This is a genomic window from Lysinibacillus sp. FSL K6-3209 (genome assembly GCF_037976175.1).
Lineage (GTDB): Bacteria > Bacillota > Bacilli > Bacillales_A > Planococcaceae > Lysinibacillus > Lysinibacillus sphaericus_D.
This window is the reverse complement of record NZ_CP150264.1, coordinates 3,836,439-3,862,383: the sequence shown is the minus strand read 5'-3', so window position 1 is coordinate 3,862,383 and position 25,945 is coordinate 3,836,439. Positions and strand designations below refer to the sequence as shown.

Annotated in this window: 26 protein-coding genes; 13 read left to right on the top strand and 13 right to left on the bottom strand. The window is 37.8% G+C overall.

Features of this window, described 5'->3' with window-relative positions; all coding sequences use genetic code 11:
- Positions 1–78: 78 nt before the first annotated feature.
- Complete coding sequence (locus MHH88_RS18795; protein ID WP_024362339.1) at positions 79–588, bottom strand: hypothetical protein; 510 nt, start codon at positions 586–588, stop codon at positions 79–81.
- Between the two features lie 13 nt (positions 589–601).
- On the bottom strand, positions 602–1,291 hold the full coding sequence (locus MHH88_RS18790) for a phenylalanine--tRNA ligase beta subunit-related protein (RefSeq protein ID WP_339259991.1): 690 nt from the start codon (positions 1,289–1,291) through the stop codon (positions 602–604).
- A gap of 59 nt (positions 1,292–1,350) precedes the next feature.
- Between MHH88_RS18790 and queG the strand changes: the two genes are divergently transcribed.
- Positions 1,351–2,481: a tRNA epoxyqueuosine(34) reductase QueG gene (queG, locus tag MHH88_RS18785; protein WP_103977660.1), complete on the top strand. Its 1,131-nt coding sequence runs from the start codon at positions 1,351–1,353 to the stop codon at positions 2,479–2,481.
- A 14-nt stretch (positions 2,482–2,495) separates the two neighbouring features.
- On the top strand, positions 2,496–2,969 hold the full coding sequence (trmL, locus tag MHH88_RS18780; protein WP_069514752.1) for a tRNA (uridine(34)/cytosine(34)/5-carboxymethylaminomethyluridine(34)-2'-O)-methyltransferase TrmL: 474 nt from the start codon (positions 2,496–2,498) through the stop codon (positions 2,967–2,969).
- An 88-nt stretch (positions 2,970–3,057) separates the two neighbouring features.
- On the opposite strand, the gene MHH88_RS18775 is transcribed toward trmL, so the two are convergent.
- Both MHH88_RS18775 and MHH88_RS18770 read right to left on the bottom strand, forming a co-directional pair.
- The gene (locus MHH88_RS18775; RefSeq protein WP_339259989.1) at positions 3,058–4,092 is read right to left on the bottom strand and encodes an LLM class flavin-dependent oxidoreductase; all 1,035 of its coding nucleotides are present in this window, start codon (positions 4,090–4,092) and stop codon (positions 3,058–3,060) included.
- Positions 4,093–4,104: 12 nt separating this feature from the next.
- Entirely contained in the window at positions 4,105–4,950 is an 846-nt protein-coding gene (locus MHH88_RS18770) for a VOC family protein (protein ID WP_339259987.1), read from the bottom strand.
- A gap of 462 nt (positions 4,951–5,412) precedes the next feature.
- Between MHH88_RS18770 and MHH88_RS18765 the strand changes: the two genes are divergently transcribed.
- Together MHH88_RS18765 and MHH88_RS18760 are read left to right on the top strand one after the other, a co-directional pair.
- Entirely contained in the window at positions 5,413–5,547 is a 135-nt protein-coding gene (locus MHH88_RS18765) for a hypothetical protein (RefSeq protein ID WP_339259985.1), read from the top strand.
- 369 nt (positions 5,548–5,916) lie between these two features.
- Positions 5,917–6,747, top strand: coding sequence for an aldo/keto reductase (locus tag MHH88_RS18760; RefSeq protein ID WP_339259983.1), 831 nt, complete (start codon positions 5,917–5,919; stop codon positions 6,745–6,747).
- A 49-nt stretch (positions 6,748–6,796) separates the two neighbouring features.
- Here MHH88_RS18760 and MHH88_RS18755 read toward each other — a convergent pair whose 3' ends face one another.
- The 3 genes from MHH88_RS18755 to MHH88_RS18745 all read right to left on the bottom strand — a co-directional run bounded on the left by MHH88_RS18755 (position 6,797) and on the right by MHH88_RS18745 (position 10,714).
- Positions 6,797–8,971, bottom strand: a complete 2,175-nt coding sequence (locus MHH88_RS18755) for a 5'-nucleotidase C-terminal domain-containing protein (RefSeq protein WP_339259982.1) — start codon at positions 8,969–8,971, stop codon at positions 6,797–6,799.
- A 257-nt stretch (positions 8,972–9,228) separates the two neighbouring features.
- Entirely contained in the window at positions 9,229–10,068 is an 840-nt protein-coding gene (locus MHH88_RS18750) for an RluA family pseudouridine synthase (protein WP_339259980.1), read from the bottom strand.
- Positions 10,069–10,288: 220 nt separating this feature from the next.
- Complete coding sequence (locus MHH88_RS18745; RefSeq protein ID WP_103977666.1) at positions 10,289–10,714, bottom strand: disulfide oxidoreductase; 426 nt, start codon at positions 10,712–10,714, stop codon at positions 10,289–10,291.
- 214 nt (positions 10,715–10,928) lie between these two features.
- Between MHH88_RS18745 and MHH88_RS18740 the strand changes: the two genes are divergently transcribed.
- Entirely contained in the window at positions 10,929–12,044 is a 1,116-nt protein-coding gene (locus MHH88_RS18740) for a GAF domain-containing sensor histidine kinase (protein WP_103977667.1), read from the top strand.
- Positions 12,045–12,057: 13 nt separating this feature from the next.
- Positions 12,058–12,705: a response regulator transcription factor gene (locus MHH88_RS18735; RefSeq protein WP_024362328.1), complete on the top strand. Its 648-nt coding sequence runs from the start codon at positions 12,058–12,060 to the stop codon at positions 12,703–12,705.
- Between the two features lie 109 nt (positions 12,706–12,814).
- Here the strand turns inward: MHH88_RS18735 and MHH88_RS18730 are convergent, their stop codons facing one another.
- On the bottom strand, positions 12,815–13,936 hold the full coding sequence (locus MHH88_RS18730) for a response regulator (RefSeq protein WP_069514730.1): 1,122 nt from the start codon (positions 13,934–13,936) through the stop codon (positions 12,815–12,817).
- Between the two features lie 409 nt (positions 13,937–14,345).
- Between MHH88_RS18730 and MHH88_RS18725 the strand changes: the two genes are divergently transcribed.
- Both MHH88_RS18725 and MHH88_RS18720 read left to right on the top strand, forming a co-directional pair.
- Positions 14,346–15,272 carry a YafY family protein gene (locus MHH88_RS18725; RefSeq protein WP_339259977.1) on the top strand — a complete coding sequence of 309 codons (927 nt, stop codon included), beginning with the start codon at positions 14,346–14,348 and terminating at the stop codon, positions 15,270–15,272.
- A gap of 91 nt (positions 15,273–15,363) precedes the next feature.
- On the top strand, positions 15,364–16,110 hold the full coding sequence (locus MHH88_RS18720) for an effector binding domain-containing protein (RefSeq protein ID WP_339259975.1): 747 nt from the start codon (positions 15,364–15,366) through the stop codon (positions 16,108–16,110).
- A gap of 58 nt (positions 16,111–16,168) precedes the next feature.
- On the opposite strand, the gene MHH88_RS18715 is transcribed toward MHH88_RS18720, so the two are convergent.
- The 4 genes from MHH88_RS18715 to MHH88_RS18700 all read right to left on the bottom strand — a co-directional run bounded on the left by MHH88_RS18715 (position 16,169) and on the right by MHH88_RS18700 (position 19,739).
- Positions 16,169–17,077: a cation diffusion facilitator family transporter gene (locus tag MHH88_RS18715; protein WP_339259973.1), complete on the bottom strand. Its 909-nt coding sequence runs from the start codon at positions 17,075–17,077 to the stop codon at positions 16,169–16,171.
- 74 nt (positions 17,078–17,151) lie between these two features.
- Positions 17,152–18,477, bottom strand: a complete 1,326-nt coding sequence (locus MHH88_RS18710) for a hemolysin family protein (RefSeq protein ID WP_176723253.1) — start codon at positions 18,475–18,477, stop codon at positions 17,152–17,154.
- A 477-nt stretch (positions 18,478–18,954) separates the two neighbouring features.
- Positions 18,955–19,365, bottom strand: coding sequence for a hypothetical protein (locus tag MHH88_RS18705; protein WP_339259971.1), 411 nt, complete (start codon positions 19,363–19,365; stop codon positions 18,955–18,957).
- Between the two features lie 170 nt (positions 19,366–19,535).
- On the bottom strand, positions 19,536–19,739 hold the full coding sequence (locus MHH88_RS18700; RefSeq protein ID WP_024362321.1) for a YheE family protein: 204 nt from the start codon (positions 19,737–19,739) through the stop codon (positions 19,536–19,538).
- Between the two features lie 221 nt (positions 19,740–19,960).
- Between MHH88_RS18700 and MHH88_RS18695 the strand changes: the two genes are divergently transcribed.
- The 3 genes from MHH88_RS18695 to MHH88_RS18685 all read left to right on the top strand — a co-directional run bounded on the left by MHH88_RS18695 (position 19,961) and on the right by MHH88_RS18685 (position 22,289).
- Positions 19,961–21,103, top strand: coding sequence for a DUF445 family protein (locus MHH88_RS18695; RefSeq protein WP_339259968.1), 1,143 nt, complete (start codon positions 19,961–19,963; stop codon positions 21,101–21,103).
- Positions 21,104–21,118: 15 nt separating this feature from the next.
- Positions 21,119–21,463 (top strand): YlbF family regulator, encoded by a 345-nt coding sequence (locus MHH88_RS18690; RefSeq protein ID WP_024362319.1) that lies wholly within the window; start codon positions 21,119–21,121, stop codon positions 21,461–21,463.
- 163 nt (positions 21,464–21,626) lie between these two features.
- Positions 21,627–22,289 carry a ribonuclease H family protein gene (locus MHH88_RS18685; protein WP_339259965.1) on the top strand — a complete coding sequence of 221 codons (663 nt, stop codon included), beginning with the start codon at positions 21,627–21,629 and terminating at the stop codon, positions 22,287–22,289.
- A gap of 152 nt (positions 22,290–22,441) precedes the next feature.
- On the opposite strand, the gene MHH88_RS18680 is transcribed toward MHH88_RS18685, so the two are convergent.
- A complete protein-coding gene (locus MHH88_RS18680) occupies positions 22,442–22,819 on the bottom strand; it encodes a hypothetical protein (RefSeq protein WP_339259963.1) in 378 nt (125 codons plus the stop codon).
- A gap of 178 nt (positions 22,820–22,997) precedes the next feature.
- Between MHH88_RS18680 and MHH88_RS18675 the strand changes: the two genes are divergently transcribed.
- Together MHH88_RS18675 and MHH88_RS18670 are read left to right on the top strand one after the other, a co-directional pair.
- Complete coding sequence (locus MHH88_RS18675) at positions 22,998–24,503, top strand: coproporphyrinogen III oxidase (RefSeq protein WP_339259961.1); 1,506 nt, start codon at positions 22,998–23,000, stop codon at positions 24,501–24,503.
- Positions 24,504–24,766: 263 nt separating this feature from the next.
- A complete protein-coding gene (locus MHH88_RS18670; protein ID WP_339259959.1) occupies positions 24,767–25,903 on the top strand; it encodes a glycerate kinase in 1,137 nt (378 codons plus the stop codon).
- Positions 25,904–25,945 lie beyond the last annotated feature (42 nt).

Below are 25,945 nucleotides of genomic sequence, written 5' to 3'. Positions count from 1 at the left end.
ATCTAAGTTTTAAGTCTACATTAAAGTAGTTTTGAAAACAGCACATCCGACTCGGTTTGGAGTCTCACCGCCCCGAGTTTAGAAATAGCGAGAATCGTCAAATTGTATTTCAACGCTATAGTTTTTGGCATTAATCAAATTAGAGAGCTTATGTGCATCCTTTTCTAGTTGAAGTGAACGTTCACGGTATGCATCTGGCTCGAACATAGCAATTTCATATAACATTGTACCTTCACCATAGCCCATACGTACAGTTTCTTTTTCATGTGTGCCCAAGTGTTTACAAAGTTCAGCTTCAGCGCGAAGTTGTGAAGCCAGTTCAATTGCCTCTACAAGTGCAAGTTGCTCGCCTTTAAAGTCTACTTTGTTCTGAATATTCGCCTCATAGACAAGGCGATCTAATGTGCGTATATCAAGGCGTACTTGCGCTAGCTCACTTTCAATAACAGCCATTGCGCGATTACTCGTTTTAGGAGCTTGTCCTTTTTCAACAGTGACAAAAGAACTGCGATGTAATTCATTAATAAGCTCTTGAACCTTCTTAGCTAAAATGCTTTTTAGTTTAACTGCTTCTGCAAGATTAATCATGAAAACACTTCCTTTATAGTGTAGTAGATGGTGTTGCATTCGTTAAAAGGGCAATTTGATAGTCTCCACCATGAATTTGGTTGAACATTTTTCCCGCAGAGGCAAGAAGCTTTTGTGCATCCACAGTTGCAAGGGAAGGGCGAAGATAGAAAATATGGAGCGCTTCAGTTGTTGCTTCGGAGACAGCTGTACGTTGTGAATCAACGAATGGTGAACCAAAAGGCCCTTCCTCGTCTCGACTAAACAGAATATGATTGAGCGTATTGAAGCGCGCATTTAACCCTTCGTAGCCCGTTTCTTCATTGCCAAGTGCAATTTCTATGTTTCCTTTAAGGTGTGCTATATCATAAATGCCAACTGGAATTTCGTATTGTAGGGAGAAAAAATTATTTAAATCGACACCAGAATGCAACGGTGTTAAATAGTTTTGCTTACTTACTCGACGCATTAAGCTTTCAGCCGAGTGACGATAACGGTTCGGATCAGCGCCAAGTTGTTTCCAAAGTTGTCGCCATTCTGCAATACCTTCACGTTCAGTTACAGGTTGATCTTGCATTTCTAAATAGAGGTTTTCCTGATATAATTGCAGGCGACCTTTAATCATTTGGGGCGATTCTGCTACGACAATTTTGGTATAATGAATAATGCCGATTTTCAGCTCTGGAAGTTGCGTTAACAACGATGGATTAAGTGAGACTTCCATAAAAAATCACCTACTTTATTTGTTTCTATTATTATATCATGTAAGGAGTTGGAAATAAAATGAACATACATGACCTACAACGAGAGTTTGTGGCGTATGCAATGTCCATTGGCGTTGATAAGATTGGCTTCACAACGGCAGCTCCCTTTACAGAATTGAAAAATAGACTGCGTCGCCAGCAGGAGCTTGGTTTCCAATCAGGTTTTGAAGAGAGCGATATTGAAAAACGTACGGAGCCACTTCAATTATTAGAAGGTGCAGAAAGTATTGTTGCGATAGCTGTCGCATATCCTTCAAAGATGAAGGACGCACCTGCTGGTAAAAAGGGGGCTCGACGTGGGATATTTTGCAGAGCTTCTTGGGGCGTCGATTACCATACAGCATTACGACAGCGTTTAGCATTATTAAAAGCTTGGCTGGAGGAGCGAGTGAGCAATGTACGGATTGAATCAATGGTTGATACAGGTGCGCTTGTAGATAGGGCGGTGGCGGAGCGTGCAGGTATTGGCTGGAGCGGGAAAAACTGCTCGATTATAACACCGGAGTTTGGTTCATATGTTTATTTGGGCGAGTTAGTGACAAATATCCCATTTGCACCGGACAAGCCAATGGAGGACGAGTGTGGGGAGTGCCGTTTATGTTTGGATGTTTGTCCAACAGGTGCGTTAATCGAAGGGGGACAACTTAATTCACAGCGTTGTATCGCCTTTTTAACGCAAACGAAAGGTTACCTCCCAGATGAATTCCGCTCACATATAGGAAACCGGCTATATGGCTGTGATACTTGTCAAACAGTCTGTCCAAAAAATAAAGGCAAAATCAATTGGATACATGAGGAATTTAAACCCGATCCAGAGCTTGCAAAACCCTTACTAACACCACTTTTAACGATTTCTAATCGGGAATTTAAAGCAAAGTTTGGTCATGTTTCAGGCTCATGGCGAGGAAAAAAACCAATTCAACGCAATGCTATATTAGCGCTAGCGCATTTTAAAGAGGACGCAGCAGTACCTGATTTAATTGAGCTTCTCGAAAAAGATGAGCGACCAGTTATTCGAGGGACAGCGGCGTGGGCATTGGGGAAGATTGGTGGAGAGCAGGCGGAAAATGCTTTACTCGCTGCGCAGGATCAAGAACAAGATGAGGAAGTCCTCGTGGAAATAAACAAAGGTTTACAATTTTTTAGCTAAGGAAGTGTTTCGTTATGCCATTGCATATCGTTTTATATCAACCAGAAATACCAGCAAATACAGGCAATATTGCACGTACTTGTGCTGGTACGAATACCTCACTCCATTTAATACGGCCGCTTGGCTTTTCAACCGACGATAAAATGCTAAAACGTGCTGGCTTGGATTATTGGCATAGTGTTAACGTGGTGTACCACGATTCCCTTGAGGATTTTTTAGAAGTATCAAAAAATGGGGATGTCTATTTAATTGAAACGTATAGTGAAGAACCGTTTACTACGCATGATTTTAGTGATAAGGATCGGGATATTTACTTTATGTTTGGAAAAGAAACGACAGGTTTGCCAAAGGATTTTGCCTATGAGCGTAAAGAAATGTGTTTACGCATTCCACAAAGTGAACATGTGCGTTCACTAAATTTATCGAATACAGCCGCAATTGTTATTTACGAGGCTTTACGACAACAGGGCTACCCAGGGCTACACTAATAAAAAGCGTTCGATTGTTTCGAACGCTTTTTGTTATGTCGCAGATGCCCGTTTTGCATGGAAATTGTGTTAGTACCTGGCACCACTTTTATTCTTTTAGCGCTTTATTGACTGCCGGCATAATATGAGTGCCAAGCAGCTCAATAGATTTAGCCACCTGCTTGAATGGTACTGCGCCAATATCAAGCTGTGCCATAAAACGTGAATGACCGAATATTTCATGCTGCATTAATATTTTTTCAATGATTTCATTTGGACTACCAACAAATAGCGCATTTTGACCAGCTGTCATATTGTCAAAGCCTTCTTTAGATAAATGATAGCGCATACCACGTTGTGCATTAACATAGTGCCAATAATTTGAGTAATGTGGATAAAATTCATCCTTAGCCTGCGCTAAATTTTCAGCAAAGTATGCGTGCCCTGAAACAGTGATTTTTGCTTTAATCTCATCGTGTCCTGCTGTGAGTAATGCTTCGCGGTAAATATCAACCAAATGTTTGAAACGTCTTGGATCCCCACCTAAAATGGCTAAGTTTAGACCTACGCCATAACGACCCGCTCGACTAGCACTTTCAGGCGTTCCACCCACACCGATATGAATGGGGATTTCACGACTAGCACGTGGTGCAATGTCAGCATGTTGAAGCGGCTTACGATAGCTGCCACTCCACGTTACACGCTCTTCTCGATTTATCTTTAACAGTAAGGCTAAATGTTCCTCAAATAGTGCATCATAATCATCTACATCATAACCAAACAACGGGAACGATTCGATAAATGCGCCTCGTCCAGCAACAATTTCTGCACGACCATTTGACAGTAAATCCAGTGTTGCGAAATCTTCGTATAAGCGCACTGGATCGACCGTGCTAAGTACAGTCGTCGTACTTATTAATTGAATGTTTTTTGTCCGCTGGGAAAGTGCAGATAATACGACTGGTACGGCTGAAACAGCATAATCTAAACGATGATGTTCTCCAACACCAAATACTTGAAGACCAGCTTCATCCGCTAATTGCCCGTATTGCATTACTTCATCGAGGCGTTCTTTAGCAGTTGGCATATAGCCATTCACCGGATTTTGTCCGATATCTGCCAATGTGTAAATACCAAATTCCATACGATAGCCTCCTTAAAATTTCAGCAAAATAACATTCCCAGCAGGATCTTCTGTTTGGAAACCACCCTCTATATCAGTAACAGGCGCTCCTAAGTGTCGCAAGTTTGCTTTTAATGTATTTGCCTGCTCTTCATTATCTAGACGCAGTGTAAAAGATTTTAGACCAATTTGATTTTCCCCAAGTTTTGATGCACCTTCAGAATACCAAGTATTTAAACCGATATGATGGTGATAACGGCCAGTAGAAATAAATAATGCTTGCTCACCATAACGAGTGACAATGTCAAAGCCTAAGCCCTTTGTATAGAACGTTTCGGCTGCAACTAAGCTTGAAACCGATAAATGAATATGCCCCATAACCGTATTAGCAGGTAAACCATGCCATTGTCCATCAGCTTCTACCAATATAGAAGGAATATTAAGCGGCTCAGTTACCATATGCACTTGGTCTGAGCGCCAAGTCCAGTCATTTTCAGGGCGATCTACATAAATTTCAATACCATTTTCATCTGGATCACGTAAATAAAGTGCTTCACTCACATCGTGATCAGAGGCACCAAAGTAAACGCCTGATTGACGGAAATGAGTAATGATATTTGCTAAATCACGGCGTGTAGGTAATAGTAGTGCAAAGTGATAAAGTCCACTTGTTGAGCTCGTTTTTTGTTCAATTGTTTCCAGTTGAACAATTGTAAGCAATGCTGTTTTACCGTCAGCGGTTAAGGTAGCTCGATTCGCTTCCTGCTGCAAAACTTTAAAGCCAATAATGTCTTGATAGTATGTTAAAGATTGTTGTAAATCACTTACTTTAATTTCAACATTTGTGACATATGTGTTCGGTTGTTCATGAAAATGCATGATAGTATTCCTCCAATATTTTAGTTATCATTAATTATCAAGTTACTTAATGTAAGTAAGTATATTTTATAAAGTGATGGAAGTCAAGTAGTTAAATTGGTCGAAAAAAAGAAGTAACCGCAATGGCTACTTCTATAAAATAAGAAAATCACTAAGTATTAAAATATACTTAGTGATTTTCTTGGAGTATTATTTGTCCGCTTTGTAGTCGCCTTCGTACCCAGCAGTGAAAATAGCAGCTAGGAAAGCAACAGTTACACCAATAATTAATAATAACTTCATGGAAGAACCCTCCTCATGTTTATAAGCAATCTCTTTTTAGTATAGCCTATCTATTATAAAAATGAAACGACCTTGCTGAATAAAATATGTCAGAAATGGTTCAGACTTTAATATTTCGGGAAAACTATAACAGAGGTGATAAAAATGGAAAAGAAGGTTCCTAATATAGAAAACGGGACAATGGCTAGAAATTTTAAAGAGTTGCAAGATCTAGGCAAACAAATGGAGCATTTGCGAGATGGTCTTGAACTTGCCGAGGATGAACGCATTGCAGACCCAATTCAAGTAGATGATGAACCCGAAGACAAACAATAGGTAGAAGATCAAAGGAAATACCTGCTTGAGTAGGAGCTTTACCCGCGGGTGAGGAGAGTTACCCGCGGGATAGAAGTAAAGCCCCACGATTGAGGTGAGATACCCGCGGAATGAGAGAGAATACCCGCGAAATAGAGGTAAATACCCGCGGAAAGGGAGAGAATACCCGCGAAATAGAGGTAAATACCCGCGGAAAGGGAGAGAATCCCCGCGAAGCAGAGGTAAATACCCGCGAAGCAGGAGTAAATCCCTCGGAATGAGAACAATCCTTGCGCACAGCAGAAAGAATTCGATAACAGAAACGAATGGTATTATTTTTAATCCAATTTTTTGTATAATGAAACTAGGAAAAGAAAGGGGCTGATGTTTTTGAATATACAATCAACAAAAACGTTAACAAATGGTATTGAAATGCCTCGCTTTGGTCTAGGCGTATACAAAATGACGGAACGTGATGAAACATTACAGGCGATTGATAAGGCATTGAAAGTGGGTTATCGTGCAATTGATACTGCTTCGTTATATGGTAATGAGGTGGAAGTGGGTGAGGCGATTCGTTACTCAGGCATTAAGCGCGAGGATATTTTTGTCACAACAAAGGTTTGGAATACGGACCAAGGTTATGATGAAACGCTGCGTGCCTTTGAAGTGTCACTAAAAAAATTAAATATGGATTATTTAGATTTATATTTAACGCATTGGGCAGTGCCTGAAACATTTGAAGAAACGTACAGAGCTATTGAGCGTTTGTATGATAAGAAGTTAATACGAGCAACAGGTGTGTCGAATCACCATGAACATCATTTACAAAAACTATTATCAAAAGCCAATATCGCGCCAATGGTCAATCAGGTTGAATTACACCCATACTTACAACAAGAGGCATTAAAAGCATTTTGTGCAGAGCATGGAATTGCAGTCACAGCATGGTCACCACTAGGGCGTGGGGGTGTGCTTGATAATCCTACTATTCTTGAAATCGCTCAAGAAATAGGGAAGACAGCGGCTCAAGTCGTACTTCGTTGGCATTTGCAAAAAGATACATTGATTATTCCGAAATCTGTAACAGCCAGTCGTATTGAGGAAAATGCACAAATATACGATTTTGAATTAACGCAGGCTCAGATGGATCAAATGACAACATTAAATCGTGATCATCGTTTTGGTCAAGATCCAGATAATTTCAAATTTAATTTTTAACTATAGAAAATCCCGCTATCAAACTAGTTGAAGCGGGATTTTGTTCATGTTATTTCGATTCTTTTACATAAGGGATATAGTTTGATAGCATTTTTGCCATATGCGCACGTGTCGCATTGTTACTTGGCATGAATTTGCCATTTGAACCGCTAGCAATCTTTAAATCTTGCATAAGTGCGATAGCATTTTGTGTTTCTTTATTGTATTTAGAAATATCGCTGAAATCAGCAGTTAAACCAGTTTTCGCATCATGTTGTAAGTTATAGGCACGTGCAAACATTAATGCAAGTTGAGAGCGCGTTACTTTTGCATTAGGGTTGAACTTGCCATTTTGACCTTGAACAATGCCAGCTTCTGCAAGTGCTGTAATCTCTTTTTGAGTCGCTGCTTCTAAACTAGTAATATCAGAGAATGTTGTTGCACCTTTTGCTTCTAGTTTTAAGACACGCGCAATAAATGATGCAGCTTGTGAACGAGTTAAGTTAGCATTTGGCGAATAGGTTGTTGCCGATGTACCTTGTGTTAAATCACGATAGTAAAGATCACGCACGTAACCTTCTGTTTCAGAACCTTTAGCAATATCCGTAAATGGAATTGTTGCGATAATGCGTCCTTCCACGTTAGCGTCTACTGTTTTAAGTGAATTTAAGTGATCAATGAACATTTCAAAGTCTACTGTACCAGGTTCACTTACACGGCCGTCTGCATAAACTTTTGCAAGTGTTTCGTAGCCATCGCCACCTTTAGCAGTGAACGTATTTGTAGCACCTTTATAGTAAGCTGCTTTATCAAGTTCTTTACCGTTTAATTTAATGGATTGAACACGTTTGCCAGCAGGTGCCTTTCCATCAAATTCTACTTGTAGACCAGAGAAGTGTAGGAAGCCACCTGATTCTTTCGGGAACTCTTTTACGCTATGTTCAGCAATTTCATAGAGTTCAGCACCTGTTAATTTTACGATACCTAGTGCATTACCGAAAGGCATTACCGTCATTACTTCCCCAACAGTGATATCTCCTGCGTCAATGCTCGCACGGATACCGCCACCATTTTGGAATGCGAATTGTACTTCTGGGTCAATTTTTTTAGCGCCAGCTAGCATACCATCCGTAATAACGTTCCCTAGATTTGTTTCACCAGCACGAACGCCCCAAAGTCCACGTTTACCATCAAGTACTGAAACAGCTGTATTGCCTGTTGATTGTTGCTTAACTGCTGCAATTTTTTCATTATAAGGCGCTAATAGTTTCGTTGCATCAGCATCTGCTGCTACAGGATTTTCTTTATTATTTAAAGCATGTAATTGGCCGAAGTATTCAACAACAGCACCGTTATCGTCAAACGTTAAATCTAGCTCACCTAAGTTTTCACTATATTGTCCTGTTTGTACAATAATTGTTGGATTTTTAAATGAAGTATCTGCTTTCACAGCTTTATCTAGTTTTGTATGTGTATGTCCACCTACAATAACGTCGATACCTTCTACTGCTGATGCCAGTAGTTTATCATTATCCCAATCAGCAGAATCGTCATAGCCTATATGAGTAAGGGCAATAATTTTATTGACACCTTGTTTTTCAAATTCAGCTACTGCTTTTTTTGCAGAGTCGATATAGTTTGCAAATTGTACGTTTGCTACGCTTGAAATAGATGGTGTTTCCTCTGTCGTTAAACCGAAAATACCAACTTTTTCACCGTCAACATCTTTAATTATGCCGTTATAGATTTTACCGTTTTGGAAGTCTTTTGTTACTGTTTGGAATTGTAAGCCATCAAATAATGGGTCTTTTGAGAAGTCGAGGTTGCCTCCAAGTAATGGGAATTCAGCACCTTTAACAAATTTTGCAAGAGCAGCATGACCTTCTGGGCTTGACCCTAAATCGAACTCATGGTTACCAAATGTCATCGCATCGTAACCCATTAGGTTCATTAACTTCATTTCTACTTCTCCAGTAAATTCGTTGAAGTAAAGCGTACCAGTTAATGCGTCACCTGCATCTAATAGAAGTGAATTTGGATTTGCTGCACGTAACTCTTTAATTTTTGTTGTACGTTGCTGAGCATATTCAGCGTGCGAATGTGTATCATTAGAATGTAAAATTGTTAAATTAAAGCCTTCCTTTGTAGCAGCTGGTGCTGTTTCTGCTGCATGTGCGGCAAAGCCTGGTGAAGCTAGCAAACTGGCAGCTAGAGTTGTTGCTGCAATACTTTTAACCCATTTCATATAATGAATTCCTCCCTCATGTATATGTCAGATGACTGACAATTTACTCTATTCTAACATGAAAGAAATCCATCGTCATTACCAATATTGGAAAAATCAATATTAAAATTATTGTAAAAAATAGGTGAAGTAATTATTAATTCATAAATTCATATTTTAATTTGAAATAAATATTAAAAATGGATATTTTTATTTTCGGAACTTTTCCATAAAAAAATAGCACAAACCTTGAGCAGGTTTGTACTACGATGAGGTTGCTATGATTCGTCTTTCACTAAAATGAGCTTATTTAAAAATGGGTGTTCCAATTCTAATTGGATAGCATGTAGTTCATAGTCACCACTTGCCGTTTCACGTGCACCGTACATTGTATCGCCAATAATAGGATGTCCGATATGCGCCAAATGTACACGAATTTGATGTGTACGACCTGTTTCTAGGACAAGATGGACAACACAAGAATGTTTATAGCGTGCTACAACTTCATAGTGTGTGACGGCATGTTGACCTGTATTTGACACGACGCGTCGTGTCGGGTGGTGACGATCTTTCCCAATAGATTCAGCAATCGTACCAGATGTGGAGCGAAGATTGCCTTGTACCTCGGCAGCATACGTACGAATAATCGTCTTTTCTTCAATCATCCGATCAAAAATGGATTTGGCTAGAGGATGTTTTGCAACTAATAACAAACCTTCAGTGCCCTTATCTAGACGATGTACATGCTCTGCATAGTGAAGGCCTTGCTCTTTCATATGAGCCATTACATGGTTCATACAAGTATGTGTATCATGGTCATCATTTGGATGGGTAGACATACCCTTTGGTTTAGAGACAATTAAACAGTGATCATCTTCATAAACAACATCAATTGCACAAACAGGTGTTGGCTTATAGCTAGAAGCTGGGATTGGGAATGTGAATTTTAGCATGGTTCCTGCTGGAAGTGGCTCCTTCCAAAGTAAGGGCTCGCCATCTATTGTTGTGACAGCCTTTGCCATACGTAATTCATGTACTAGCTTTTTTCCCAGTCGCCAATGATTTCGCAAAAGCTCCTCAACTGTGATATTACTGTCTTTTATTTCATATTGAAACATCGATTTTCCTCCGTGGAATAGGGTTTATTTAGATACCCTTGTTTTTGATACAAAAAAATCCGCTCCATTTCCGCAGGTGATTCACACGAAACAAATGTTAAAGCCGCTAAATAATCTAGCTTGAATCGCAGTCCCGCAGGCATAGCGCGAATTTTCTTATGTTATTCTGTCTTTCAAACATTATACTTACATGAAAGAGAACTTTACGCATTAAGTTGGATTACTTTGCAGCTTTAGAAGCCTTTAATAAATAGAAGCTAGCTCCTGCAATTAAAATAAATGCAGTTAGAGCCAAAAACGGGATTGTAATGAACCCAAGCCAGTTTATGTATTGACCTGTACAAGATACAGCACCACAAGATGGGGCAGATTCAGCTAAAAAGCTTAGTTTCTGAATACCATAATGATAAAGTGATACTGTACCACCCATCATAGCAAAGACGGCTGTTGTTACCGCAATACGTGTATTTTTTTGAATAAGGGCTATAGTAGTCATGATTACAATTGGATACATAAATATACGTTGAATCCAACACATTTTACAAGGCTCGTAGTGACGGATTTCAGAAAAATATAAAGAACCGAGTGTTGCTACGACGGACACTATCCAAATAAATAATAAACTATTTTCCTCTTTTTTTGACATATCAAAACTCCCTTTAATATAACGCTGTACTTGTTAAGATTATATGTGTTTTAAATTTAGAAGTAAAATGTTTCAATTATAACCAGCCAATACGCTTATACCATTCCAAAATCTGTTGGAAATTCAGTCTAAAGTATGAATGGCTTAGGCAGACACCTGCGACTTGGAAATGTTATCATTATTAGAAGTAATGCCAATAAAAAGAGGTGTTTTTGTGAGAGAGAACGAGCACTCCAATATTAGTATTTTAAAGGAAATTGCTGAGTTATTGAACGAAGAAACAGAAATCGTCACAACATTAAAAGGCGCACTAGTAAAGTTTTTAAATGGCACAAATTTTGAAACAGGCTGGATATTCTTTATTGATGAAAAGGGACGATCAGAGCTCGTTGTCCATGAAAATTTGCCCGAGGCACTTGAATATAAAAATTGTCACTATTTAAAAAAGGGTGGTTGTTGGTGTGTATCCCGCTATCGCAATGAAGAGTTAAAAAAGGCTTCGAACATTATTGAATGTCAACGTATTGAAAGTGCAATTGCTGCGAATGTTGGCGATCATGATGGTATCACACATCATGCAACAGTACCTCTTCAATCGGGGCAGGAACGTTTTGGTGTCTTGAATGTAGCATCCAAAAATACGGTGCGTTTTTCAGAGGAGGAGCTCGCTTTACTTGAATCAGTTGCCTTTCAAATGGGCTCGGCTATTAAACGGATATTATTGACCAAACAGGAGCAGGAAATGGCACTTGTGAAAGAACGTAACCGATTAGCGCGTGACTTACATGATTCTGTCAACCAGCTATTATTTTCCGTGACATTAACGGCGAGGGCTGGCATTGAAATGAGCAACGATAGTGAAGTAAAGGAAACGTTTAAGGAAATTCAACATTTAACACAAGATGCTTTAACTGAAATGCGTGCACTAATATGGCAGCTACGACCAAAAGGCTTGGAAAATGGGTTACTAGAAGCGATAAAAGTGTATGCAGAAATGCTTGGCTTAAAGCTTCATGTTACCGTATCAGGCGTACTGCAATTTCCATCTCGTATTGAAGAAACATTATTTCGTGTGGCACAAGAGGCACTTAATAATGTCCGTCGCCATGCTGGAGTACTTGAGGCGGCACTTTATATTACTGTCACAGCTACGGATATATTATTAGTTATTCGTGATGAGGGACGAGGCTTTGTGATTGATCATAATACGAAGCTTCTATCCATGGGCTTACAATCGATAAAGGATCGGGCTAAATCGGTAGGAGGTACTGCTGACTGGGTAAGCGAAATTGGCAAGGGAACGGAACTGCTAATTCGTTTACCGTATTGAGGGGGGAACGAAAATGATTCGTGTACTAATTGCAGATGACCATCATGTAGTCCGACGAGGATTATTATTTTTTTTAAAGACACAGAAAGATATTGAAGTGGTAGGGGAAGCGAAAAATGGTGTGGAAGCGGTCGCACTTGCTGAAAGTATACAGCCGGATATTATCTTAATGGATTTAGTAATGCCAGAAATGGATGGTATTCAAGCAACGAAACGTATAAAAGCTAAGTTTCCACAAATCGAAATTTTAATGTTGACGAGTTTTTCTGACCGTGATCATGTTGTACCAGCTATGGAAGCTGGAGCAGCAGGCTATCAGCTAAAGGATATTGAGCCCGATGAATTAGTATTATCAATTCGTCGCATTATGCAAGGGGAACATACTTTGCACCCTGAAGCAACATCGACGCTTGAAATGGATCGACAACAATCAGAAAATGCACTACATGTCTTAAATCCACTAACCCCGCGTGAGCAAGATGTACTTGCTGAACTGACGAAGGGAAAAAGCAATCGAGAAATTGCATCATCTTTATTCGTTACGGAAAAAACAGTGAAAACACATATTTCAAATATTTTTACAAAACTACAAGTACAAGATCGGACGCAGGCTGCGCTTTATGCAGTAAAGCATGGATTGACAGAGGGCAGTGGTCAGTAGAATAACCAGAAATGGGACAAAAGCGAAAAAGTGTTAGATTGCCGTTAATCAATCTAACACTTTTTGCTATGTGCATTTTGCAAAGAGTCACCATGTCGTTCATATAAGTTTATTGATTATGACTAAATAATTTGTTCGACATTTCTTGCAATGTAGTACTAGGTGTAAGGGCCAAGTCTTCATTTAATTTTTGTTCGTAGGTTAAAAAAACAGAGTGAGCCTGTTTTTGCATTCCTGCATCAATCAACAGTTGTAAGTATTGTTCGATTTTATAATCATTATAAGGGTCGAACTCTAATAAGCGATTCAGATAATCTATGGCCACTTCGGTTTCGTTCATTATGCTAATTTGAAAGCCTTTTTCCAATAACTCTATGTAGGATTTAGTTAGCTTATCTCTGTCTGCAGTAGCCCATTCATAATCATCAAAAATGAGTAGCCCATCTTTGTAGATGGTAAGGCATTGATTGATTAATGACAGAGGGGGGCAATCTAACTTCTTGAAATCACTAAAATAATCTTGGAAGTCATATAAATCACACATAATATTCGGTTTTTCAAAAACATAATACTTATTTGAAAATATAATACAATTGGAATAACCCAAATTATTTAACGTTTTTCTTAAATAGGATAAGGCTGTATGCAAATTCGATTTTGCGCGAACATAATCTAAATTTGGCCAAAGAATTTCAATGAGAACATCCCGATGAATGGGCATGTTTGGATGTAATATGAAATAAGCAAATAATTCCTTTGTTTTTTCTGTTTTGAAGGAAACGAGACTATTGTTGCTATAGGTAGCGAATTGATTAAAACATTGGACGTTTAACGTAGTATTAGAAGTTTGATGTACCAACTGTTGCATAGAAAATTCATGTTCAATACGTGATACGGTTTTTTCTAATCGTGCTAGGCTAATCGGTTTAAGTAAATAATCAAGTCCTCCAATTTCATATGCTTGTATGGCAAAATCTGAATACGAAGTAATAAAGATAACAATTACATGTGGTCGATTGCTTTTGATAATATCAGCAACTTCAAGCCCATTCAGTTCATCAAGCTTTATTTCTAAAAATATGACTTCAAAGTCCAGTGATGGAAGGCTATTTAAAAATAGCTTTACACTAGTGAAGGTTTTAGTAACCTCTATTTGTTGAAAGTTTTGTAGCTTATTTTGAAAATAGTGTAAAGCTAGAGGTTCTTTGTCTATTAAAACGGCTCGAATCACATCAAAATCTCCTTTATACAATTAAATTGAAAACCATTAAACTCTAGTTCATTGTTTTTGAAAAGGTCTCCCCTTATATAGAGGATAGAAGTTTTTTATGTACTGTTAAGAGAATTGAAATAATTGTATAAGCGTTTATAATTAAACTATTTTGAAAAAATAAAAATATAATAGTTAAACTAGAAATTTGATTGAAGGGTTAAAGTTTGTTTTTTTTCTTATTTTATAAAACCTTTTTAATGCTTGTATTATGTAATAGCCGTTATTATAGTACATTTGACTTAAAGAAAACTCAAAAGGTACTTAAAAAATACTTAAAAATAATAGGATATAAGTAATTGAAAATTACTTTGTTGTGGAAAAGTAGTGTGTGATTTAAAAAAATGTACAAAGTTGAGGGATTGAAGAAATGAAAGTAGATCGTTTACTCACAATGACAATGATTTTAATTAATCGTAAAAAAGTAAAAGCACAGGAATTAGCCGAGTTATTTGACGTATCTGTTCGAACTATTTATCGGGATGTCGAAACCCTGAGCTGTGCGGGGGTTCCAATCTTAAGCCAACAAGGGGTTAATGGCGGAATAAGTTTAATGGATGGCTATCGAATGGATAAACAAGTATTAACAAAAGAAGAGCTAACCTCTCTTTCAATTGCCCTTAAAAGTGCTTTAACCTCCTATGAGGATGCCCACGCCAAAGCTGTTTTAGAAAAATTAACTGGTGTAGCAGATGAGCAAGTAAAACAATCCATTGATCATTTTTTTATTGATCTTAGTCCATGGGGACAAAATGTACTATTAAAAGAACAAATCACATTATTGAAAAAAGCAATCGAGGGCGAGCATTGTGTAAGCTTCTATTATTCGACTACTCATGGTACGATGACCAATCGAATAATAGAGCCGCACACTTTAGTGCAAAAGGGCAAAATGTGGTATATCTACGGCTATTGCACATTAAGAAACGGTTTTCGCTTATTCAAAATATCAAGAATGAAGCAAATTAAAGAGGAGCAACGCAGTTTTGAACGAAAGGAAGTACATTTATCTGATCTTCCTTGGGATAAAGCATGGCAACAACCAGAAAATTTAGTAGAGCTCACACTGTCATTTGATGCACAGATTTTAACATTAATGGAGGAAACATTTGGTGTGGAACAGATAGATTATGAGAGGTCCATCGTGCAAGTTGCATTGCCGGAAGATGAATGGCTCTATGGCTTTTTGTTAAGCTTTGGTAATCGAATAAAGCTTCTTGACCCACCTTACTTAGTTGATATCGTGCAAAAACGGGCACAAGAAATCGTCGAAATATATACAGCAAATAATAGGTAAAATCATTTTTGTCCTTTCAATAGATGACATACAGATGTCAAGTTTGCTTTGTTATAGTAATAACAAATTAAACGAAGGGTGGACGTAAACTATGCAAAGTTATTGCCAAAGCTGTGGGATGCCATTAGTGCATGAAAAATTATTTGGAACAGAAAAAGAAGGGCAAGTTTGTCGGGACTATTGCACATATTGTTACGAATTAGGAGCGTTTAAACAGCCGAATGTAACGATCCATGAAATGATTGACATATGTGTACCTCATTTAAAGGAAGAAGGGATGGCAGAAGAAGAAGCACGACAAATGTTAGCTTCCTTTTTACCACGTTTAAAAAGATGGAGAGCAGATACTGGCAAACAACCTGTGATGAAAGAAAAACAAAGCTTTCATATCGCTGGGATTTCAGCAAAAACGAATAATGCGAACGAAATCACGGCACAAGCGAAAATACCGCAATTATGGACCACTTATTACCAGCAAGATATTGCAGGTCAATTACCAAGTCTAAAAAACAATGCCGTCATGTATGGGCTGTATTCAGATTACGAAACAGATGTGAACGGAGAATATACACTCACACTTGGAGTGGAGGTATCGGCTGACGAAGAAGTTCCAACAGGAATGGTCATTAAAACAATCCCAGCATCAAAATATTTAGTGTTCACTTCAGAAAAAGGGCTAATGCCGGATATTGTAATCCAAGCTTGGCAAGATATTTGGTCTTGGTTTGCCAATACTACGGAAGTAGAACGAACGTATAGTGGGGACTTCGAATTGTATGATGAACGATGTGCCCAAACTAATGAGGCACAGGTGGATATTTATATTGCAATCAAGTAAATACAATACTGTTAGTTAAAACGCGGGTGTCATAATGTAAAAAAGCCAGCACCTACCATCAAGTGGTAGGTGACTGGCTTTTGCTTGTTGGAGGTAGTTCTTCGATATGTGGTTCAATATGCACAAGCACCTGACAAAAGCGATTTTCGCGCATAATGGTATGTTCTATTTCCTCTGTAATACGATGACTTTCAAAGACATTTAAATAAGGATTGACAGTCACTGTTACATCGATAAAGTACATATTCCCATGCGCACGCCCTTTGAAATCTAAAAGCTCAATAACACCACTAACATTGCGAATTAATACCGATAATGTCTCGACTTCATCAATATCGAAGGCATCTGTAAGACTTTGAACTGCTTCCCAAAATATTTCTACAGCAGTTTTAATTATTAGAAAAGCGACAACAAGGGCTGTTAATGTATCAATAATCGGAAAGCCAAAAATTGCTCCGAATATCCCGATGGCTGTGCCGATACTGACCAGCGCATCCGAGCGATTATCATAGGCAGCAGCTTTTACAGCCGCACTTCGTATTTTTTTTGCCAGCGCTAAATTATAACGATAGACAACATACATGACGGCTGCACTTCCGATTGCAACAAATGCTGTTAACAAAGATGGTGTTGTGCCAGATGGCTCCCATAGTCCTTGTAAAGAAGCAATTAAAACTTGTAAGCCGACGATTAGCATAATAAATGAGGCAACGAGTGACGCAACAGTTTCAGCTCGTAAATGACCATATTGGTGATTTGAATCTGGAGGTCTTTGAGCAATGCGTAAGCCGATTAAAACAGCAATGGATGCGATGATATCCGTTGTATTGTTTAATCCATCTGCTTTTAAAGCTTCTGATGTTCCGATATAGCCAATTGTTAGTTTTACTGAGCTCAGTATTAAGTAAGTGGCAATTGATAGCCAAGCTCCTTTTTCCCCTTGACGTAAATTTGTATAGAGCTCCATTTTGTTTCCTCCTCGCAAAACTTTCGGGCATTATAAAACGACCCCCTTATATGAAAGGGAGTCGTTTTGCATTTTTATTTATCGTCTTTCGATTCTTCGATTTCATTTGTTAAATCAAGTTCAGGTAATTTCAGAACTTCTAAGTATAATATGTGGTGACCATCTAATTCTTTTGCTGTAAATTCATAACCTTGCTCTTCAATGCTATCACCTTCGATTGCATCAAAACGCTTTGTCATGAACCAACCACCAATCGTATCGATATCATCATCTTCTATGTCAGTACCTAGCATATCATTGACGTTTTCTAGTAGCATTTTTGCATCTAAAATAAAATGATTTTCTGCAATTTCCTGCACTTCTGGAATTTCATCTTCATCAAACTCATCTTGAATATCCCCGACAATTTCCTCGATAATATCTTCAATGGTTACAAGACCTGATGTACCACCATACTCATCCATTAAAATAGCCATATGAATACGTTCACGTTGAATCTTGAGTAACAATTCGTTAATTTGCGTAGTTTCCATCACGCGAATAATCGGTTGCATATAGTCAATTACTAATTTATCGCCATTTGCAGGGTCTTTAATATAAGCAGTTAATAAGTGCTTCATATTGACTAAACCAATAATATGGTCTTTATCCCCGTCGATAATTGGATAACGAGTATATTGCTCCACACCCATTAAATCAAATACTTCTTTAATCGTAAGTTCTTTCTCAATACCGACGATTTCAGTACGTGGCACCATGATTTCTTTTGCAAGACGATCTGAGAACTCGAAGATACTGTTAACATATTCATATTCTGCGTTATTAATTTCTCCACCTTTTAAACTATCTGACAAAATCATGCGCAATTCTTCTTCAGTATGTGCAACTTCTGATTCTGACATCATTTTAAGACCGAATAGACCTGTTAAACCACGTGCAGAGCCATTCAATAATTTAATGATTGGATAAGTAATGTTGTGGAATAAAATTAATGCACCAGAAAAGTTTAATGTTACAAATTCTGCTTTTTGGATGGCTAAAGTTTTTGGCGCCAATTCCCCAATAACTACATGCATAAACGTGACGATTGAGAATGCAAGTATAAATGAAAGGATAGATGTTATGCTACCGCTCAGATTTAGAAACTCGAACACTGGATGTAAAATGATTTCAAATGTAGGTTCACCTAGCCAGCCAAGTCCAAGTGCTGTAATGGTAATACCTAACTGACATGCAGATAAGTACTCGTCTAAATCCGATACAACACGTTTTGCATTTTTCGCTTTTTTATGTCCTTCTGCGAGTAATTGATCGATGCGGGTAGTTCTTACTTTTACGATTGCAAATTCAGTTGCAACGAAAAATCCTGTCATTATAATTAGTAGGGCGAATGCCGCCAACCTAATGGTTATTTCCAATATGTCTCCGTCCAAATAATTCCTTTGTCCCCGCCCAAATGAGGGAAGTAAACAAAGTGTACACCTCCTATGATTTAAAAAATTGTTGGATGTTTTAATCATAAGTTATTTGTAACTAAAACACAAATATTGACAACGACTTTTTTATACTATTTTAAGATGAATTTGCGAATAAAGAAAACGGATACTTTCAGATGACAAATGATTGAAAAACAATTGGCATTATGCTAACTTTAAATGGAGCAAGGATAGTTTGTTTAGAGAAAGAAGCATTTGCATCTCATATAAAACGACACGTCAAAAATCTCAAGAGAGCTTTACTTGCGGATTTTTTTAAATGAATTATTTTAATATGCAACAAAAAAAGGTTGTCTCATATGAGGCAACCTTTTTTGCGCGAACGAGAAGCACATGTACGGACACTTTTATAATATGTATTTCTAAAAAGGCAATAATTATTTACTGTTGGAAGCGCAACTTTAGACAAGCTTTTTCCACATCGTGAACAGTTTCTTTTAAAGGAATCGTGTCTAAGTGTGTGGAGATGGTGATAGGAGCCTTTTCTGTTAGTCCTTGTTGTGTTAGGATATACTGTTTCCCATTGTAAGATAAGTATAAATGTTTAATGGAACGTTTTCCTATAGCACTTGGAGATTCAAAAATAGCTTTTAGTTGGCTGCAATACTCATTGTAAAAATTACTACTGTATCCAGATAGTGCTTCGAATTTTTTACTATCGATTGAACTAGACTCATCGACTAACTCGAAAATTTTTGCGGAAAATTCGGAAAAAAGTTCTTTTACTTTAGCGCGAATTAATGCTTTTGTATTATAGTTGTTTAAGTCATCAGAAAGTGCGACTTTACTCATTGAAATAGCCCCCTGCATATAAAACATTTAGAATTAAATTCATTTATTAAATGTATAAGAAAAATACAGGAATATCAATATAAACAGACACTTTTCGTATAATAGCAGTGTTTTTAATAGTAAAAATTAGGCGTTTTTAATTAGACAAAGGCAAAAATATATTGGTTTTTTTAGTCATAAATATGGAAGAGCATTAACTCATGAATCATTTTTTTAACATCTTCTTCATGTGGAGGAATAGGACCAATCCATTGGATGACGCCATCCTTTAAATATTCTGCCGCGTAACGTTCACGTTGATAGAAAAAGGAAATGGCCCATCCAGGAAGCTGTGTATTTTCAAATAAAGGTTTAAAGCTAAAATGCTGAATCATATACAAACCCCATTTCTAATGATATGTATTTAATATTATTCAAGGATAGTGGTAATATTGCAACTAAACAATATCGGATGATGTTTTGATAGGAACAATTATGCTTTGTCGTAATAAAATGGAGGGTATTTCTTTCGTTGGATTTCATTGCTCTGCTATAATGAGTGCAATAGGCGACAAATTACGCCAAATGTGAATACGATTGAAATGAGAGGATGCTAATGGACAATTTTTTAGTGACATTATTATTTATGGCAATTATCGGCGCCGCAATCGGTGGTATAACAAATCATCTAGCGATTAAAATGCTTTTTCGACCGCACGAAGCGATCTATATTAAAAATTGGCGCGTACCATTTACACCGGGTCTTATTCCAAAGAGACGTGATGAACTAGCGAAACAACTTGGTCTTACAGTTGTAAATTATTTATTAACACCTGAGACGTTTAGAAAGAAATTTTTCTCTAAAGATATTCAAGATAAAGTTGAACAATTTGCACAAGTAAAAGTGGAAGAGACATTTTTCACGAACGATAAAACAATTCAGGACTGGTTAGATTTAGCTGGCTTCTCCAATATGCCTGCTACTATTGAACAAAAGGTAGAACGAATTGTAGCGGGACAATTTGAATCAGTAAAGAATACATTATCTACGAGATCAATTCGTACACTGTTATCGGAGGACATCCAAAATACGATTGATGCTAAAATTCCATTAGCAGTGGGACATATTTTAGAGAAGGGTGAGGAGTATTTTTTATCACCCGCAGGCGAGATGACGATAAAAGCAATGATTGATGACTTTTTATCGTCAAAAGGGTCACTTGGCGGTATGATTAATATGTTTTTAGGGGATTCCTCCTCACTTGTCGGCAAAGTACAACGCGAGCTTGTAAAGTTTTTACAAGCCCCAGGTACAACATCGCTTCTGACAAATATTTTTACGCAAGAGTGGGAGAAGTTAAAGGATCGACCAGCTATGGATTATTTAGGGGATATTGACTTTGAACCGATATTGGCAAATTTACAAAGCTATGTAAAAGAACAATTAGCAGTAGCAGAACGCTTACAGCATCCTATTTCCTATTATTGGCCAACAGGTAGTTCTTGGATGAGGGAAACGGTAATACCTCAAGTAATTGATAAAGCATTTGTTAGAGCGGAAGATAAATTAGAAGATGTACTAAAACGTTTAAATTTACAAGAAGTAGTTCGTGAACAAGTGGATTCGTTCCCAGTATCGAAACTAGAAGAGCTTGTACTTGGTATTTCTAAACGTGAATTTAAAATGATTACAGTGCTAGGTGCAGTTCTTGGTGGTTTAATTGGTATTGTGCAAGGTTTAATTGTCTACTTGATTTAGAAAGGGGAAATAAAAATGGTTAATATTTATAATGAAATTAATGCTTTGGAGGCTACTTTCCGTAAAACAGAGGAGTTTAAAGCATTGGAAGCGGCAGTAGCTGTCGTGAAAGCAGATGAAGATGCGATAAAGTTATTCCAAAACTTCCGCAAAATTCAGGTGGATTTACAGAAAAAACAAATGGCTGGTGAGGATTTACAAGAAGATGAACTGATTTATGCACAAAAAACTGCTCAGCTTGCGCAACAAAATGAGAAAATTGTAGCGATGCTGGAGGCAGAGATGAAGCTTAGTGGTGTAATCGAAGAAGTAAATCGCATTTTAGTAAAACCGATACAGTCGTTGTATGAAGGCATGTAAGTAAGTCAGAAAAAATAGTTGTCGATAGTCTGTTACGTGTTGCGACGAATAAATAAACGGTTATTTGCACATATAACAAAGTAAGTAGGAAAACGTGTCTCGGCTATTCGGGACACGTTTTCACTTTAGCTAATCGTAGGTTATATATTATGGAGGGAATGTCATGCATGTTTTAATTGAATGGGCTTACAAGACACCAAAGGGTGCGGGAACAGTATTAAGGTCAGAAGAAATGCCGGCAGCACAAGCTTTATTGTTGGCAGAGGATATGGAACGTACTGGACGTGTCAAATCACTACAATTTATTGACCGTCAGGATACGAACTGGTCTATTAAGGAGCTTAAGGCATATTTAAAGGAAGTTGAAACAGAACCTCATAACATTACTGTTTATTTTGATGGGGGCTTTGACCGTGCAACGAGACAATCTGGTCTTGGGTGTGCTATTTATTATGAGCAAAATGGTAAGCCTTATAGATTAAGAAAAAATGCATTTTCTTCGGAACTTAAATCAAATAATGAGGCAGAATATGCCGCGCTATATTTAGGTTTAGTAGAGCTTGAATTATTAAATGCTCACCATTTACCGATACAGATTGTAGGCGATTCGCAAGTAGTTATTAATCAGCTAACTGGCGAGTGGCCAGCTATGGAAAAGGATTTGTCAGGCTGGGCAGATAAAATTGATGCAAAACTAAGCGAGCTTGGTCTGCAAGCAGACTATCAACTTATTTCAAGAAAAGAAAATACTGAAGCGGACAGATTGGCTACACAAGCATTAAACGGTATTGATATTACAGGAGTGAGTGAAATGATAAAGGAATAACACACTAGAGAGCAGTGTCAAAATTACTGATAGCTCTCAAGACTGAAGATTAGGTCAAAGAAATTTGACATTGTCTTCAGTCTTTTTATTGACCATACATATTGAGTCTTGGGATGTTTTTAGGTAGGATTTTTCGTGCTTTCTTACTTGTCCTATATGAGTTGTTTATTTGTTATATACTTTGGGTACTTTTTGGCGAATTGCTGTAAAGCTTGCTTGAAATGAAATGTATGCATAAAGTTTTTAGCTAAACGTAATTCATCCGAATAGAGAAGGATATGGCGAAAATGTTGTTGAATAAAGTTTCGGGCGTGTTTATAATGCTCGTTGATAGAGATAGCACCGTACATTTCTTGTTGATTGATAAGATAAATCAAATCACAAAGAACTTTTTGCCCACGATATTTCAGTAATATCGTCACATACAGAGTTTTTTCATCACAGCGTTGTAAATCAAAATGATGGAAAGCCACTTCTAATTGCTCAATGAAGCTAGAAACAGGAGAATACTTGTCTTTAACTAGAACCACTATCAACACCACCTTTTTTTAAAATTATAAGTAATAGTACTTAATATGTCTATCATTAGACGGAATATTCTGTCATTATGGCAGTTTTGCTTATCATTAATAAAATTTGTTAAACTATTGAGGCAATCCATTTATTGAACAAAGTACATTGGAATATTGAAAGAAGAGAGCGAATACGATGAAAATTATTCAAATAGATCAAAAGTATCCTGAAGATTGGATTCGCGTGTTAAATCATATTGCGAATTTATTTTTTGAGGATTCGAAGTTAAGTACAAATGCACAAGAAGCCGAGATGTCCGTTGCATTCAGTTACCGCGTTGATGCTAATTTTACTGTCTATACAAGCGCGGTATTAGAGGTTGATGGTAAACGCTATACAAATGATTACCATATTGAATATGCGACAGAAGCTGTTGGACGTGAGCAAAATATACGTATGAAACGTGCATTATCGCATGTATTTTTAGATGTGCTCGAGCAACATACGGGGATGCATCAACAATGGGGTATTTTAACAGGTGTCCGTCCGACAAAGCTCTATCATAAATTCCGTAAGGCTGGTATGGATGACGCAGCAATTGCGGAAGTGTTAATTCGTGATTTTCGATTGTCAGAGGAAAAGGTAGCATTGTTGAAAAACATTGTTGAACGACAGTTAGTCACAATTCCTGACTTAGATCATATCGGGAAAGAGATTAGCGTTTATATTGGCATTCCGTTCTGCCCAACCAAATGCGCTTATTGTACTTTCCCAGCCTATGCGATTGGTAGTAATCGTAAGCAGGGGCGTGTAACCACGTTTTTAGATGGACTACACATTGAATTACGTGAAATGGGTAAATGGCTGACAGAAAATAATATGACCATAACTTCTATTTATTGGGGCGGGGGTACACCAACTTCAATCGAAGCACATGAAATGGACGCATTATATCAAACGATGTATGACGCTTTCCCACATCCTGAAACGATTCGAGAGGTAACAGTTGAAGCTGGTCGTCCGGATACGATTACACCAGAAAAATTAGCTGTTTTAAAAAAATGGGGCATTGATCGAATTAGTGTTAATCCACAGTCTTATACAGATGAAACACTGAAGGCAATCGGACGCCATCATACGGTACAAGAAACGGTTGATAAGTTTTGGTTAGCACGTGAATCCGGTATGAATAATATTAATATGGATTTAATTATTGGCTTGCCCAATGAAGGGACAGAGGAGTTCCAACATTCGTTAGAGGAATCCGCAAAAATGCAACCAGAGTCGTTAACTGTGCACACGCTATCCTTTAAGCGTGCTTCAGAAATGACGCGTAATAAAGATAAATATAAAGTAGCTGATCGCGATACGGTAGCAGAAATGATGCAGATGGCACAAGTATGGACGAAGGAAAATGATTATGTTCCCTATTATCTATACCGTCAAAAAAATATTTTAGGTAATTTAGAAAATGTAGGCTATAGTAAAGCAGGCGAAGAAAGCATTTATAATATTGTCATTATGGAGGAAGTGCAGACGATTTTAGGTATTGGCTGCGGAGCATCTTCTAAATTTGTTCACCCTGAGACAGGGAAGATTACACAGTTCCATAATCCAAAAGATCCGGCGGCTTATATCATGACGTTTGAAGAAGCCATAGGTAAAAAAATTGAGCTATTAAATGATTTATATCATGCATAAAGAGCAAAGTGTTAGATTGATTGTGACCAATCTAACACTTTTTGCTGTTTAAAAGTTTGTGAATCGCCACTAAATGACCAAGAATCGCTACAAAGGCAGGACAAATAGCTGCACAACCTTCCCTTAGGAATCAACGAAATGTGCAGGTCATTTTAATGTTTTCTGAATTTATTATCATTATAATAATTTGTAAGCGCTTAATATTTTATAGGATTGTCTGATTGCTAACACGAAGGAAAATATGAACAGAGTGGGGGTATAAAATGAAAGTCATTATTTGTCCAGATTCTTATAAAGGTACTTTATCTGCATTTGAGGTTGCAAATGCAATGCAGGCAGGCGTCATGGATGTAGATCAAGCAATTAAGACCGTTATTTTACCAATAGCGGATGGAGGAGAGGGTACATTAGAATCACTTATTGCTTCAACGGGCGGGAGATATATTTCAGCAAGTGTACTTGATCCGCTAGGTAGAATGATTAAAGCAAACTATGGAGTGCTTGGGGATGATGAAACCTGTGTTATTGAGATGGCACAAGCTTCGGGTATTCTGCTGTTGCGGGACAGCGAAAAAAACCCTGAGCTCGCATCAACGTATGGCACGGGACAGTTAATTAAGGCTGCACTGGATAAAGGTTTTCGTCAGTTTATTATCGGTATTGGTGGCAGTGCTACTAACGATGCGGGTATTGGTCTATTAAAGGCACTTGGGGTGCAATTTAGGAAAGGTGATGGTTCATCCATTGCTAATGGCGTGTCGGGATTACTAGATTTAGCATCCATTGATAGTAGTCAACTCGATGCACGTCTGTCTGAGGCAACATTTACTATTGCCTGTGATGTGGATAATCCTTTGGTTGGAGAGCGCGGAGCTACAGCAATTTTTGGTCCGCAAAAGGGTGTCAAAGAGCATGAAATTGCTTTGTTTGATGAGTGTTTGAAACGTTTTGCAGATATTGTAGAAAGACAATTTCACATTCGTTTACACGATTATAAAGGAGCTGGTGCGGCAGGAGGCGTTGGTGGCGCATTAATTGCCTTTTTAAACGGCACTTTCCAAGCAGGCATAGATATTGTGTTAGAGGCTGTACAGTTAAAAAGGCATCTACTAGACGCTCAAATAGTTTTTACTGGTGAGGGGAAATCGGATCGTCAAACATTACATGGAAAGGCGCCATTGGGGGTAGCACTAGCTGCAAAATCAACAAATGCACATGTCGTGCTATTGTCTGGTGCTATTGATGAAGAACATAAGCCTGCTTTGCTGGAGCATTTTACCGTTGTGGAATCACTAGTAGATGAATCGACTACTGTTGTGCAGGCAATGCAAGAACCATATCGTTTCATTCGCATGAAAACAAAACAACTAGTTGAGCATTACGTAAAAAATGGCGGATGAGTAGATGTTGTATTTCAGTGTCAGTCACGCAAACAATTATGA